Origin of the sequence: Streptomyces nanshensis (assembly GCF_001751255.1) — a bacterium.
Taxonomy (GTDB): Bacteria; Actinomycetota; Actinomycetes; order Streptomycetales; family Streptomycetaceae; genus Streptomyces; species Streptomyces nanshensis_A.
This window is the reverse complement of sequence record NZ_LJGW01000337.1, coordinates 1423-14701: the sequence shown is the minus strand read 5'-3', so window position 1 is coordinate 14701 and position 13279 is coordinate 1423. Positions and strand designations below refer to the sequence as shown.

14 protein-coding genes are annotated in these 13279 nt (G+C 70.4%); 12 read left to right on the top strand and 2 right to left on the bottom strand.

The features are described 5' to 3' along the window. From AN218_RS38340 to AN218_RS20035, 9 genes are all read left to right on the top strand, one after another. On the top strand, nucleotides 1–696 hold a 696-nt coding region (locus tag AN218_RS38340), incomplete at its 5' end, for a TadE/TadG family type IV pilus assembly protein (RefSeq protein WP_244900549.1). Between the two features lie 88 nt (nucleotides 697–784). Further along, nucleotides 785–1180, top strand: coding sequence for a TadE/TadG family type IV pilus assembly protein (locus tag AN218_RS20070; protein WP_070018281.1), 396 nt, complete (start codon nucleotides 785–787; stop codon nucleotides 1178–1180). Nucleotides 1181–1344: 164 nt separating this feature from the next. After that, complete coding sequence (locus AN218_RS20065; RefSeq protein WP_070018280.1) at nucleotides 1345–2697, top strand: TadA family conjugal transfer-associated ATPase; 1353 nt, start codon at nucleotides 1345–1347, stop codon at nucleotides 2695–2697. Between the two features lie 114 nt (nucleotides 2698–2811). Continuing rightward, nucleotides 2812–3756: a type II secretion system F family protein gene (locus AN218_RS20060; protein WP_070018279.1), complete on the top strand. Its 945-nt coding sequence runs from the start codon at nucleotides 2812–2814 to the stop codon at nucleotides 3754–3756. A gap of 21 nt (nucleotides 3757–3777) precedes the next feature. Further along, nucleotides 3778–4668 carry a DUF5936 domain-containing protein gene (locus AN218_RS20055; RefSeq protein ID WP_070018278.1) on the top strand — a complete coding sequence of 297 codons (891 nt, stop codon included), beginning with the start codon at nucleotides 3778–3780 and terminating at the stop codon, nucleotides 4666–4668. Nucleotides 4669–4980: 312 nt separating this feature from the next. After that, nucleotides 4981–5184, top strand: coding sequence for a hypothetical protein (locus AN218_RS20050; protein WP_070018277.1), 204 nt, complete (start codon nucleotides 4981–4983; stop codon nucleotides 5182–5184). Nucleotides 5185–5219: 35 nt separating this feature from the next. Further along, the gene (locus AN218_RS20045) at nucleotides 5220–5774 is read left to right on the top strand and encodes a hypothetical protein (RefSeq protein WP_244900548.1); all 555 of its coding nucleotides are present in this window, start codon (nucleotides 5220–5222) and stop codon (nucleotides 5772–5774) included. Between the two features lie 68 nt (nucleotides 5775–5842). Further along, nucleotides 5843–6394, top strand: coding sequence for a hypothetical protein (locus AN218_RS20040; RefSeq protein WP_244900547.1), 552 nt, complete (start codon nucleotides 5843–5845; stop codon nucleotides 6392–6394). A 4-nt stretch (nucleotides 6395–6398) separates the two neighbouring features. Continuing rightward, entirely contained in the window at nucleotides 6399–7151 is a 753-nt protein-coding gene (locus tag AN218_RS20035; RefSeq protein ID WP_079132370.1) for an OmpA family protein, read from the top strand. Between the two features lie 271 nt (nucleotides 7152–7422). Here the strand turns inward: AN218_RS20035 and AN218_RS20030 are convergent, their stop codons facing one another. Together AN218_RS20030 and mgrA are read right to left on the bottom strand one after the other, a co-directional pair. After that, nucleotides 7423–7602, bottom strand: a complete 180-nt coding sequence (locus tag AN218_RS20030) for a hypothetical protein (protein WP_070018275.1) — start codon at nucleotides 7600–7602, stop codon at nucleotides 7423–7425. A 605-nt stretch (nucleotides 7603–8207) separates the two neighbouring features. Beyond that, entirely contained in the window at nucleotides 8208–9260 is a 1053-nt protein-coding gene (gene mgrA / locus AN218_RS20025) for an L-glyceraldehyde 3-phosphate reductase (protein ID WP_070018274.1), read from the bottom strand. Between the two features lie 71 nt (nucleotides 9261–9331). On the opposite strand from mgrA, the gene AN218_RS20020 reads away from it, so the two are divergent. The 3 genes from AN218_RS20020 to AN218_RS20010 all read left to right on the top strand — a co-directional run bounded on the left by AN218_RS20020 (nucleotide 9332) and on the right by AN218_RS20010 (nucleotide 12993). After that, nucleotides 9332–10132, top strand: a complete 801-nt coding sequence (locus AN218_RS20020; protein WP_070018273.1) for an isoprenyl transferase — start codon at nucleotides 9332–9334, stop codon at nucleotides 10130–10132. Nucleotides 10133–10499: 367 nt separating this feature from the next. After that, nucleotides 10500–11822, top strand: coding sequence for a PhoH family protein (locus tag AN218_RS20015; protein ID WP_070018272.1), 1323 nt, complete (start codon nucleotides 10500–10502; stop codon nucleotides 11820–11822). 478 nt (nucleotides 11823–12300) lie between these two features. Then, nucleotides 12301–12993 carry an aggregation-promoting factor C-terminal-like domain-containing protein gene (locus AN218_RS20010; RefSeq protein ID WP_070018271.1) on the top strand — a complete coding sequence of 231 codons (693 nt, stop codon included), beginning with the start codon at nucleotides 12301–12303 and terminating at the stop codon, nucleotides 12991–12993. Nucleotides 12994–13279: the final 286 nt, after the last annotated feature.

The window sequence follows — 13279 nt, the reverse complement described above, 5'->3', positions numbered from 1 at the left end:
CCCGGCGCCGGTACGGGCGCGGGTCCCGGTCCCGGCGACCGGACCGCTCCGCAGCCCCGGCAGGGCGACGCCGGTGCGGCGGGACCGCACGCGCTGCTCCCGGGGACCGCGGGACGCACGCTGGAGTCGTCCCACGAGGTGCCGGTGCCCGGCCATCAGCGCGAATACCACGACCACCGGGGCCCGGCGGAGCCCAACAGCGCCGCGCCCTTCCACGCCCGTACGCGCGTCGGACCCATCGGCCCCGACATCGGGCAGTCGCAGGCGCAGCCGCCGCGGCCGCCGCGTGCACCCGAGGACGACATCGACGACGAGGGCGAGACCAGCATCTGGGGCGACAAGGGCGCCGTGACCATGGAGTTCGCGGGGATGGCGCCCGTCATCCTCGCCGTGCTGGCCATCCTGTGGCAGTGCGTGCTCGTCGGCTACACCTTCTCGCTCGCGGGCAACGCGGCCGACGAGGCGGCGCGCGCCGCGACCGCGGCGGCGGCCACGGGCGACCCGGAGGGTGCCTGCGAGTCCGCCGCGAAGAAGCATCTGCCCGCGGAGTGGCGGAAGAAGTCGAAGGTGAGCTGTGCCCAGGACGGGCATCTGTGGAAGGCGGACGTCGGGCTGACCGCCCCCGTCCTCTTCCCCGGCGCGGGCAAGCTGCCCTTCAGCATCAGCGGTTCGGCGGGCGCCGCGGAGGAGGGGTGAGTCCGGGATGGGACCGATCCGTAGGGCACAGGCGGAGAGACGGGAAAGACGGGCGGGACGGACAGGGCGGGCGGCCACGTCCGCACGGGTGCGTGCTCTCGTACGCGTCCGCGCGGATGCGCTGCGTGCGCCCGCCGAGGCCGAACGGGGCGCGTCCAGCCTGGAGTTGGCGGGCATGCTGCCCCTGCTCCTGGTCGTCGCCATGGCCACGGTGCAGCTCGGCGTCGCCGGTTACGCGATCCAGCAGGCCGGCACGGGCGCCCGCGCCGCCGCCCGTATCGCGGGTCAGCCGGACATCGCCGGCGACTACGCGGCGACGGGCAAGGCGGCGATGTCCGACTGGATCGCCTCCCGCAGCAAGTTCTCCCTCGGCGGGGGCGGCAACGAGGTGCGGGTGAGGACCACCGTGACCATTCCGTCCGTCGTGCCCGGGGTCGACGACTTCGGCAAGGCGTCGCGCTCGGCGACCATGCCCAGCGACTGACGAGCAGGACGACGGCACGGCGGCGGTACGAGTGTGAACGGACGGCGAGCGGCCGTACGGCGCGCGACGGCACATAGCGGCGACGTACAGCGAGCGACGGCACAGAGCGCGAACGCACAGAACACGAACGCACGGAGCGCGAACGGACAGAGAGGAGGCCGGAATTGAGCCTGCGGGCCCGCATGACCCCACCCGAGTCCCGGACGCGGGGAGGTTCGCCCGCCGACGGCGGCACCACGCACCTGGTCTCCGTCTACCGCGCCAAGCTCCTCGAAGAGATCGACCTCGCCGAGATGTCCGCCCTCGCGCCGCAGGAGCGCCGGGCGCGGCTGGAGCGCGTGCTCGGCCACATCATCAGCCGCGAGGGGCCCGTACTGGCCACCTCCGACCGGGAGTCGCTCATCCGGCGGGTGGTCGACGAGGCCCTGGGCCTCGGCGTGCTCGAACCGCTGCTGGAGGACGCGGGCATCACCGAGATCATGGTCAACGGCCCGGAGCACGTCTTCGTCGAGCGCGCGGGCAGGGTCGAGCAGGTCCCGGTCCGCTTCGCCTCCGAGGAACAGCTCATGCAGACCATCGAGCGCATCGTCTCGACCGTCAACAGGCGTGTGGACGAGTCGAATCCGATGGTCGACGCGCGGCTGCCCTCCGGCGAGCGCGTCAACGTCATCGTCCCGCCGCTCTCCCTCACCGGGCCCGCGCTGACCATCCGGCGCTTCCCCCGCGCGTACGAACTGCACGAGCTGATCGAACTGGGCACCCTCGACGAGTACATCGTCGCGCTGCTCTCCGGCTTCATCCGCGCCCGCTTCAACGTGATCGTCTCCGGCGGCACGGGCAGCGGCAAGACCACGCTGCTCAACGCGCTCTCCGGCCTCATCCCGGAGCACGAGCGCATCATCACCGTCGAGGACGCCGCCGAACTCCAGCTCCAGCAGGAGCACGTCATCCGGCTGGAGACCAGGCCGCCGAACGTCGAGGGCAAGGGCCAGGTCTCCGTACGCGACCTCGTACGCAACTCGCTGCGCATGCGCCCCGACCGCATCATCGTCGGCGAGGTCCGCGGCGGCGAGACCCTCGACATGCTCCAGGCGATGTCGACGGGCCACGACGGCTCGCTGGCCACGGTGCACGCCAACAGCGCGGAGGACGCGCTGATGCGTCTGCAGACCCTGGCCTCCATGTCGGAGGTCGAGATCCCCTTCCCGGCCCTCCAGGACCAGATCAACTCCGCCGTCGACGTGATCATCCAGCTCGCACGCTTCGCCGACGGCACCCGGAAGATCGTGGAGATCGTCCTGCTCGCCTCGCACGGCCGGGATGTCTTCCGCATCGCCTCCCTCGCCCGCTTCGACGCCCAGCCCATGGGCGGCGATGGCAAGGTGCACGGGAACTTCGAGCATCTGGCCGTGCCGCGGCGCGCCGCCGATCGGATGCACATGGTCGGCGAGACCGTGCCGCCCGTCTTCGGCGTCGCCGACGACGCGGACCAACTCACCACGAGGGAGGCGGTCTAGCCGCCGCGAGCCGCCCGCGGCAGGCGCCGAGCGGATACGACGACAGGCGGACCGGGGGCATCCGGACCGCCCACAGGAGCCCACAGGACGGAAGTCAGGACTCAGGACCACGCCATGGACACCACCGCTCAACTCGCGCTCGGCGCCTTTCTGCTGGCCGGCGTGCTCGCCGTCGCCGCGGTCATGGCGTTCGCGTCGGGACGCGCACAGCAGAAGGCGCTCATCGAGCGTCTGGCCGCCGAGGCGGCGGGCGACGAAGCGCCGCCGGGGCGCCGCCGCCCCTTCACCGGCGTGGACAAGCGGCTGCGCCGCACCCGGCTGGGCCGCTTCGTGCAGTTGCGGCTGGCGGCGACGGGCCTGGACATCACACCGGGCGAGTTCACCGTCTACGTCGTCGCGCTCGTCGCCGGGCTGTGGCTGCTGGCCTCCGCCGCTCTCGCGCCGTTCTTCGGGCCGCTCGCCGGCATCGTGGGCGTGGTGGCCGCGGGCGCCTTCCTCAGCCACCAACGGCAGCGCCGCACCGAGGACTTCATCAGCCAGTTGCCCGAGCTGTCCCGCATCCTCGCCAACGCCACCTCCGCGGGGCTCGCGCTGCGTACGGCGCTGAGCATGGCCGCGGAGGAGCTGGACGCGCCCGCGGGCGACGAACTGACCCTGGTGACCAACCAGTTGGCGGTCGGACGCTCCGTCGACGACGCCCTGGGCGAGCTGGCCGAGCGGCTGCCCTCGCGCGAACTCGTCGTCCTCGTCACGACGTTGGTCCTCGCCAACCGCGCCGGCGGCACCCTCGTCGCCTCGCTGCGCAACCTCACCGAGACCCTGGAGGAGCGCAAGGAGACCCGCCGCGAGGTGCGCACCATGCTCGCCGAGGTGAACGCCACGGCCTTCACCGTCCCCGTGCTGGGCCTCGGCGCGATGCTGATGATGAACGCGATGATGCCCGGCGCGCTCGCCCGCGTCACCGGCTCCGCGCTCGGCCAGATCGCCATCATCGTCGCCGTCGGCCTCTTCGCCACGGGCTTCTTCGTCATCCGCCGCCTCGGCAAGATCGAGGTCTGAGGAAGGAGACCACAGACCGTCATGCTGCCCTTTCTCCTCGCCGCAGCCGTCGGCCTCGCCGTGTACGGGGCCCTCGCGGGCCTGCGCATGTACCGCGCCGACGCCAAGCTGCCCGCCGACCTCGCCCTCGCCCTGGAGGTCGGCTCCACCCGTACCACCGTGCGCGGTGCGGCCGTCGACCGTCTCGGCATGCCCCTCGCGCCGCTGGTGCTGCGCCTCATGGGGGAGCGGCGCGTGGCCGACAAGCGCCGCAAGATCGACCAGGCGGGCAACCCCGGGGGCCTGACCATCCAGCGCTACGCCGCCCGTCGGGCCGCGTACGGCGTGTTCGGCATCGTCATGGCCGTGGTCGGACTCGCCCTCGACAGCACGCTGTTCACGCTCATCGTGCTGCTCTTCGGCTTCACCGCCGCCGATCTGGGGATCCGTCAGGCCGTACGCGACCGCAAGCGCGTCATCGAGCGCACCCTCCCCGACTTCCTCGACGTCCTCGCCGTCGTCGTCTCCGCGGGGCTCAGCTTCCGGCAGGCCCTGGAGCGCGTCTCGGAGCACTACGAGGGCCCGTGGGCGGACGAACTGCGCATCACCCTGCGGCAGATGGACCTCGGCGTCAGCCGCCGCCAGGCCTTCGACGAGCTGCGCGAGCGCAACGACAGCGACCAGGTCGACCAGTTCGTCACCGCCCTCCAGCAGGGCGAGGAGCTGGGCGCGCCCATCGCGGACACCCTCATCCAGATCGCGACGGACATGCGCCGTACGGACGCGCAGAACGCCCGCCGCCAGGCCGCCAAGACGGTGCCCAAGGCGACGGTGACGACGATCGGCTTCCTGCTGCCGGGAACGCTGCTGCTGATCGTCGCCACGTTCCTGCTGGGCTCCGACACCGACTTCGGCTCCGTACTGAACGGCTGAGGGGACGAGGGGGATACGGGGATGAGGGCCAACTCGGGGCGCCCCGCGACCGATTGCGCCAAACTGCACAGGCATTCGGTCGACCTCTTCGACGGCGGTCCACGATGTGGCACAGTCTGCATCCGGACAACGACCGTGGGCGACGGGCCCGGAAGGAGTCCGGAATGACTGTTCGTCACTTCGTGACCGCTTCTCCCGACTCCCAGGCGGGGGCGGCCGGTTTCACACGCGTCGAGACGGTGCAGAACAACAGCAGACCGGCCGGGGAGGCGCCGAGAGGCCCCGACTCGGCTCCCACTGAAGGAGATCGGCATGTCGAAGGCAGTGCGCCGCTGGCGCCACAGCGTCACGGAGCGGCTGCATGGCCGCTGGTCCGACAGAGGCGCGAGCGCGATCGAATACGCGGGCATCGTGATCATCGTCGCCGCGATCATTCTGGCGATCCGGGGGCTCGGGCTCAACACGGCCATCTCGGGGGCCATCGCGAAGGCCGTCAACAGCGTCCTGGGCAACTGAACGGACGGTCGGCGAACGGTGAGGAGGGCGCGACCGTGATCCTCTACGGAGCGGTGATCGCGGCCCTGCTCTTCCTCGCCTTCGCCTTCTTCGCGGTCGCGCAGGCGGGCACCGTACGCAACGGGGGCCAGTCCGCCGCGGACGCCGCCGCGCTCGGAGCGGCACAGGACGACCGCGACGAACTGTTCGAGGACTTCCTCGACAAGCTCGTCGCCGGGGAGGACCTGGAGGATCTGCTCGACGGTCTCGGCTCGCTCGCCGGCGACGGCTGCGGCGAGGCGGACCACTTCGCCGGCCGCAACCGCTCGGACGTGCTGAGCTGCGACCAGGTCACCAGGAACGGCCACCACGGCTACAAGGTCAAGGTCCGCACCCGCTTCGACACCGGCGACACGATCGTGCCCGGCGCGGACGACAAGAAGGCCGAGGCCACCGCCACCGCCGTCATCAAGCCCCGGTGCGAGCTGAAGGGCGACGACGAGAAGCTGATCGAAATCGAGTGTGACGGCGAGGACTTCACACTGGACCCGGACGACATCGACCTCGAGCTGCGGCCGTCCGATCTCTTCTCGGTCGTGCTGGTGGGTTGATGAGCGGAAGACGAACAGGGGACGGGCTATCCATGACCATGCGGCGCGCCATCAGACCCCGGAAGGGGATGACCGCCACCGTGGCGATCACCACCGGCCTGGTGCTCGCGGTGGCCGGTTGCAGCGGCGGCGACGACGGCGGTGACGACGGCAAGAAGCCCGGCGACTCCCAGCAGGAGAACAACCCGGACGGCGGCGACTCCGGCGGCTCGGGCAAGGTGCTCGCCCAGGTCAAGGGCGGCAAGGGCGGCGCCCTCACGCTGACCATCACCTCCGCCGCGCGCGACGACTCCGGATTCACCACGTTCAAGGGGACGTTGAAGAACGACGGCCCGACGGTCGCCGTGCTGCCGGGCTGGTCCAGCGAGGAGTCCGAACTCCAGGACAACGGGCTGTCGATGGCCGGCGCGACGATGGTCGACAAGAAGGGCAAGAAGCGCTACTTCATCCTCCGGGACACCAACGGGCACTGTCTGTGCACCAGGTTCACCGGCGGCTTCGAACAGGGAGAGACCTCCGAGTGGTTCGCGCAGTTCCCCGCACCGCCCTCCTCCACCGGCAAGGTCGACTTCCAGGTGGCGGACCTGCCCAGTGCGACCGTGAAGCTGTCGGGTGAGTGACGCGATGAAGCCGCCCGCCTCCCGTCTGCTGCGTACGGTCCTGTGCACCTCGGCCTCCGCCGTGCTGCTCACCGCGCTCAGCGCGAGCGCCGCCCACGCGGACGACCCCGCACCGCAGCCCACCGTCAAGGCGCCCAGCGGACCGACGTCGCTGCCCGGCGCGGACGACCCCACGACGATCCCCACCACCGCGCCGTCGCTGCCGGGCGAGGGCGGTGCGCCCGCGCCCAACTACAGCGAACCCCCGGACAACATCGGGGACTCCAAGCCCCCGGTGAAGGTCGACCCGCAGGCCGCGGGGCTCAAGCTCGCCGACGACGCGAAGCTGGCGCCGTCCAAGGTGCTCGACATCAAGTTCGTCACCGAGGACCTCGGCGGCGCCGAACGCCGCGAAGACAGCACCGAGAAGACGAAGTTCACCCTCCAGACCGAGGTGCTCTTCCCCCGGGACAGCGCGAAGCTGGACGACAGCGCGCAGTCCCGCATCGCGGAGGTCGCCGACGAGGTCAAGAAGCAGCGCGCCACGGAGATCAACGTCTTCGGCTTCACGGACGACCTCGGCTCCTACGAGCACGGCAAGACGCTCTCGAAGAAGCGCGCGGACGCCGTACAGCAGGCGCTGGCCGAGGAGTTGAACTCGACCGTCACCTTCAACGTACGCGGCTACAGCGAGGACTACCCGATCGCGGACAACAAGACCGAGGCGGGCCGCAAGAAGAACCGGCGCGTGGAGGTGTCCTTCCCCCGTCAGGACTGAGGGGGGAAGGGAACCGAGGGCGAGGGTCCGCGGCGGCGGTCGCACCGCACCGCACCGCGACGGGACTCGTGTGTCTGCGGACCGCGTGTGCCGTACGTCCTTCGTATGTGTACGGGCCGTGCGGACGGGAACGCGTGCGGACAGAGACGACATGGACGAGCGGACGCGGGCCGAACACGGCGTGCTGCGGGGCCTGTTTGGCCCTCGCGGGCCAGGCGTGCACGGGCGCGAAGGCCGGATCGTGCGGACCGGACCGGAGGTCGTACGGGGCTCAGGCGGCCCGCGTGACTCCGGCCTGGACGGCGCGCTTCCAGTCCATGCGCAGTCGGTCGAGTTCCGCGAGATCGGCCTGCGACCAGATCGTGCGGCCCGCGACATAACGCCGGATTGCCTCGTTGGCCTCGGCGATGGTCTGACCGTCTGAAACCGGCGGCTGAGAAGTCGAGGACATGCGTAAAGACTATGCCCTCCCACTGACAGCGTCGGCCGAATAGTGGGCGATTTAGGTCACGTGACGTCAACTCGTCGCATGTAAACCCCACATGGGGCGAGGCTCCCCGACCGTCCCGTACCCACCCTGACCGGCGCCTTCGCCCCCGCGGCACACACTGCGGACGCCTCCGCCGAGCCCCGTTCCCCTGCGCGACCCCGCCCGTACCGTGAGCGACGCCTCACCGTATCGAGGGCCCGGAGGGGCGGCCGGCGACCGCCCGAGGGGCGACGGCGCCATGTCGCGCGCACCCCTCGCCGCGTCCGCCGCCCGAGCGTCAAGTCCGCGCTCGCCCGGAGGTCGCTCTTCGGAGTGCCCGAAGGACCGTCCACGGGCGCCTGTCCGACGCCCCGTCACCGTGCCCGTACGGGCGCCCGGGCCGCGCGAGGCCGTGGAAACGACACGCTGGCAAGGAAGTTGGTGTCCGGACGACTTTCGTGGAGGGGCTAGGGTGGGAACCCCCCCTCGGGCNGTATCCCCCCCACGGACCGGCCCGCTTTATGTCCGGGCTTCCGGAGGGCCATGCCCTGGCCCTCCGGAAGACGGCCCCCCGGGGGGGCGGCGCCTCAACTCTCGCTGCTGCGTGCCCAGATGTTCGTGCCCGGCTCCGAGACCGCGTACGAGTCGATCTCGCGCAGCTCGTCCTCCGTCAGCTCGGGACCCTCCAACGCCGCGACGTTCGCCTCCAGTTGGCGCACGCTGCTGGCGCCGATGAGCGCGGAGGTCATGCGCGCGTCCCGCAGCACCCAGCGCAGCGCGAGCTGTGCGAGGGACCCGCCGCGGCGCCGTGCGACGTCGTCCAGACCGCGCAGCCGCCGCACCACGTCCTCCGTCAGCAGCCCCGGATCCAGCGAGGTGCCCTTCGAGGCGCGCGAGCCCTCCGGCACGCCCTGGAGGTACTTGTCGGTGAGCAGCCCCTGTGCCAGTGGCGCGAAGGAGATGCAGCCCATGCCCTCCGACTCCAAGGTGTCCAGCAGCCCGTCCTCCTCCGTCCAGCGGTTGAGCATCGAGTACGAGGGCTGGTGGATGAGCGCGGGCACGCCCATCTCCCGCAACAGCGCGGCGGCTTCGCGCGTGCGCCGGGAGTTGTACGAGGAGATGCCGGCGTACAGGGCCTTCCCCTGGTGCACGGCGGAGGCGAGCGCCCCCATCGTCTCCTCCAGCGGGGTCTCCGGGTCGAAGCGGTGGGAGTAGAAGATGTCGACGTAGTCGAGGCCCATGCGGCGCAGCGAGGCGTCCAGCGACGAGAGCAGATACTTGCGCGAGCCCCAGTCGCCGTACGGACCCGGGTGCATCGGATAGCCCGCCTTGGTCGATATGGCCAGCTCGTCCCGGTACGGCCGGAAGTCCTGCGCCATCAGCTTGCCGAAGTTCAGCTCCGCCGAACCGGGCGGCGGTCCATAGTTGTTGGCCAGGTCGAAGTGGGTCACGCCCAGATCGAAGGCGCGGCGCAGGATGGCGCGCTGCGTCTCCAGCGGACGGTCGTCGCCGAAGTTGTGCCACAGGCCGAGCGAGATCGCGGGCAGCTTGAGGCCCGAGCGGCCTGTGCGCCGGTAGTGCATGGAGTCGTAGCGGGTGTCGTCGGCGCGGTACGGGTGCAGGGGGGAGTCGTCCGTCATGGCCCCTTCCTATCAGCAGGGACCGGGACCGGCCCGGCTTCGTCCCAGGGCTTCACCCGCAGTAAGGTTCAATGGTCCCGGACTCGCCGAAGGAGGGGCTGGCCATTTACAAGAAGCTTCGTGAGCTGGTGTACGGGCTGTATGCCCGCCGGGTCGAGTACCGCCTGGACACCGACCAGGTGCCCAAGCACATCGGCGTGATCCTCGACGGCAACCGGCGCTGGGCGAGGGCGTCGGGCGGCACGACGGAGGAGGGCCACCAGGCGGGCGCGGACAAGATCCGCGAACTGCTCGGCTGGTGCGAGGAGACGGACGTCAAGGTCGTCACGCTGTGGCTGCTGTCGACGGACAATCTGCACCGCGCCGAGAACGAACTGCTGCCGCTGCTCGGCATCATCGAGGACACCGTGCGCGACCTGGCCGACGCCGGCCGCTGGCGCGTACACCACGTCGGCCAGCTCGACCTGCTGCCCGACCGTACGCAGCAGGTGCTGAAGAAGGCGGAGGAGAAGGCCGGGCACATCGACGGCGTACTGGTGAACGTCGCGGTCGGCTACGGCGGCCGCCAGGAGATCACCGACGCCGTCCGCTCGCTGCTCGCGGACCGCGCGGCCGCCGGCGCGAAGCTGGACGAGCTGGCCGAGACCCTCACCGTCGAGGACATCTCCGAGCACCTCTACACCCGCGGCCAGCCCGACCCGGACCTGGTGATCCGTACCAGCGGCGAGCAGCGTCTCTCGGGCTTCATGCTCTGGCAGAGTGCCCACTCGGAGTACTACTTCTGCGAGGTCTTCTGGCCGGCCTTCCGCAAGGTCGACTTCCTGCGCGCCCTGCGTGACTACGCGGCGCGGCACCGGCGCTACGGGAACTGACCGAGCCGCTCTCCGCCCCGGCGTACGGGGCGTACGGGAGCGCGGCGAGGGGCGCACGGAACGGGCCCGGGCGGGTGACCGGCGACGTCGTCCCCGGTACGGGTTGTACGCGTCACCCTGGCGGGGCGCTCCGCATATGCCATTGCATGCATGCCCTCAGCCGGGGGAATATCCCCTCATGCCGGTGCCCTCCACAGGCCCCGGCGCCGGGAGGCCCGATTGCAGACCACGGACCGCCGCAGCACGTATGCGGTGACTGGGATGTCGCGGAGGGCCGGTTCCCGGCCCGCCCCGTGCGGGTCCGGACCGGTCTCTTCCCAAGCGACGCCGTCGCACCCCGACCTCTTCCGAGGGGGTTCGTCCACCCGTGGTGACCAGCAAGAAGCGCAACGATTCCGACCGGCGCACGTATGTGATCGACACCAGCGTGCTGCTCGCAGACCCGATGGCGACGGACCGGTTCGAGGAACACGAGATCGTGCTTCCCGTCGTCGTCGTGACCGAGTTGGAGGCCAAGCGGCATCACCCCGAGCTCGGCTACTTCGCGCGTCAGGCGCTGAGGAGGCTGGATGAGTACCGGGTCAAGTACGGGCGTCTGGACGCTCCCCTTCCCATCGGCGACGTCGGCGGGACGCTCCGGGTCGAACTGAACCACTCGGACCCGGGGGTGCTGCCCGCCGGCTTCCGGCTGGAGGACAACGACTCCCGGATCCTCGCCGTGGCGAGGAACCTCCAGGCCGAGGGTGCCGACGTCACCGTCGTCTCCAAGGACCTCCCGCTGCGCATCAAGGCGTCGTCCGTCGGCCTGCACGCCGAGGAGTACCGCGCGGAGCTCGCCGTCACCGAGTCCGGCTGGACGGGGATGTCCGAGCTGACGCTGCCCGGTGAGGACATCGACGAACTCTTCGCCGCGGAGAGCGTGTTCGTGCCCGAGGCGGCCGAACTCCCCGTGCACACGGGGCTGGTGCTCCACTCGGAGAAGGGCAGGGCGCTGGGCCGGGTCACACCGCAGGGCCGGATCAAGCTCGTACGGGGCGACCGCGAGGCGTTCGGCCTCAAGGGGCGCAGCGCGGAGCAGCGCATCGCCCTGGATCTGCTGCTCGACCCGGAGGTCGGCATCATCTCCATGGGCGGCCGTGCCGGTACGGGCAAGAGCGCGCTCGCGCTGTGCGCGGGGCTGGAGGCCGTGCTGGAGCGGCAGCAGCATCGGAAGGTGATGGTCTTCCGTCCGCTGTATGCGGTCGGCGGCCAGGACCTGGGCTATCTGCCGGGCACCGAGGCCGAGAAGATGAACCCGTGGGCGCAGGCGGTGTTCGACACCCTCTCCGCCGTCACCAGCCGCGAAGTGATCGAGGAGGTCGTGGAGCGCGGCATGCTGGAGGTGCTGCCGCTGACGCACATCCGCGGCCGTTCGCTGCACGACGCGTTCGTGATCGTGGACGAAGCGCAGTCGCTGGAGCGGAACGTACTGCTGACCGTGCTCTCGCGGATCGGCGCCGGTTCACGGGTCGTTCTCACCCATGACGTGGCGCAGCGGGACAATCTGCGCGTCGGCCGGTACGACGGAGTCGTCGCCGTGGTGGAGAAGTTGAAGGGGCATCCCCTCTTCTCCCATGTGACCCTCAGCAGGTCCGAGAGGTCCCCGATCGCGGCGCTCGTGACGGAGATGCTCGAAGAGACGCACATCTGAGGGGAGTTGTCCCGCTTCCGCGGTGTCCGGCGCCGGCCGTCCTCAAGGGCGGCCGGCGTCAGCCCTGTTCAGGGCCGTGCGTGCCATGATTCCCTGGCGTGAAGTGCGGTGCGAGTCCGGCACTTTAGCGCCGCGAGGGGCCGCGCGCGCGTGTTTCCGTTCTTTGTGACAGGCAAACCAGGTGTGACCTATCCCACTCTGCCTGGAATTGCCTCAGCCGCTCGTGTCCGGCAGGGTGTGGGTTCTGTCAGGCCCCGCATACGGCACATCGGCACCAGCAATGGTGTTGCACCACACGGCAATTCAGAACTGAAGAGCAGTCAGCCGTATGCCGCCCGAGAACCACGCGGTCCCTCCCAGCCCAAGGAGGGTCCTACGGGCCCGTACCTCCTGTGACCGTAGTTCCTAGGAGGTCTGTGCCAGGGGCACGATCAGCGCCCGCGCGGTCACTCAAGCGGGCACGTTGGAAGGAAAACGTGTGACTCGGATCTCCGTCCGGGGATTCGCAGTGGCGTCCGCCACCGCGGTCACCACCGTCGGCGCCGTCGTCGGTGTGGCCTCCGGCAGCCAGCAGGGTCAGACGACGAACGATGTCGAGGCCACCGCTGCTGACTCGACGCTCCTCGAAGACATACCGGCGGGTCAGCAGGCCCGGGTACAGACCGCTTCCCTGACACAGCAGGCGGACACCGCGTCCACCGCTGCGCACGCCGAAGCGAAGAAGTCCGCCGAGGAAGCAGCGCGCAAGCAGGCAGCCGAGGACGCCGCAGCGAAGAAGGCGGCAGCCGAGAAGGCCGCGCAGGAGCGCGAGGCCAAGGCGGCAGCGAGCCGTTCCGCCGCGCGTGCCGACGCAGGCGACTTCCCCACCCAGAGCTCCTACTCGGTCGCCGACGTCAAGTCGATGGCGCAGAAGATCGTCGGAGGCGGCGACTTCCAGTGCTTCTCGAACATCGTCGAGCGCGAGTCCGGCTGGAACTACCAGGCCACCAACGCCTCTTCGGGTGCCTACGGACTGCTGCAGGCACTGCCGGGTTCCAAGATGTCGTCGGCCGGTGCCGACTGGCGTACGAACCCCGCCACGCAGATAAAGTGGGGCCTCAACTACATGAACGACCGGTACGGCAGCCCCTGCGGTGCCTGGGACTTCTGGCAGGCCAACAACTGGTACTGATCGGGGAGTCGGGCATCACCGTCCGGCCCTGACGTACAACTTCACACTTCGGCGCTCACCCCCGGTCCACAAGGGCCGGGGGTGAGCGCGTGCCGTGTCCGGGAAGTGAACATCACCGTGCCCGCGTCACGGAAGCAACCTCCCCGCCGGTAACGTCGTCACTCAACGGCAGCGGGAGCATCTGGACGGTCCCGGGGGCGGAGGAAGCGGGATGGCGAGCAGGGCGGACAGGCTCCGCGACGGTGTGGCGCGCCTGGCGGCACGTATCGCGGAGCGGCGCGAACAG

What these genes read in the sequence shown, in the direction of transcription:
- AN218_RS20035 (WP_079132370.1), top strand. Translation starts at nt 6,399, where the DNA reads ATGAAGCCGCCCGCCTCCCGTCTGCTGCGTACGGTCCTGTGCACCTCG.
- mgrA (WP_070018274.1), bottom strand. Translation starts at nt 9,260, where the DNA reads ATGACGGACGACTCCCCCCTGCACCCGTACCGCGCCGACGACACCCGC.
- AN218_RS20030 (WP_070018275.1), bottom strand. Translation starts at nt 7,602, where the DNA reads ATGTCCTCGACTTCTCAGCCGCCGGTTTCAGACGGTCAGACCATCGCC.
- AN218_RS20040 (WP_244900547.1), top strand. Translation starts at nt 5,843, where the DNA reads ATGACCGCCACCGTGGCGATCACCACCGGCCTGGTGCTCGCGGTGGCC.
- AN218_RS20060 (WP_070018279.1), top strand. Translation starts at nt 2,812, where the DNA reads ATGGACACCACCGCTCAACTCGCGCTCGGCGCCTTTCTGCTGGCCGGC.
- AN218_RS20050 (WP_070018277.1), top strand. Translation starts at nt 4,981, where the DNA reads ATGTCGAAGGCAGTGCGCCGCTGGCGCCACAGCGTCACGGAGCGGCTG.
- AN218_RS20055 (WP_070018278.1), top strand. Translation starts at nt 3,778, where the DNA reads ATGCTGCCCTTTCTCCTCGCCGCAGCCGTCGGCCTCGCCGTGTACGGG.
- AN218_RS20020 (WP_070018273.1), top strand. Translation starts at nt 9,332, where the DNA reads ATGGTCCCGGACTCGCCGAAGGAGGGGCTGGCCATTTACAAGAAGCTT.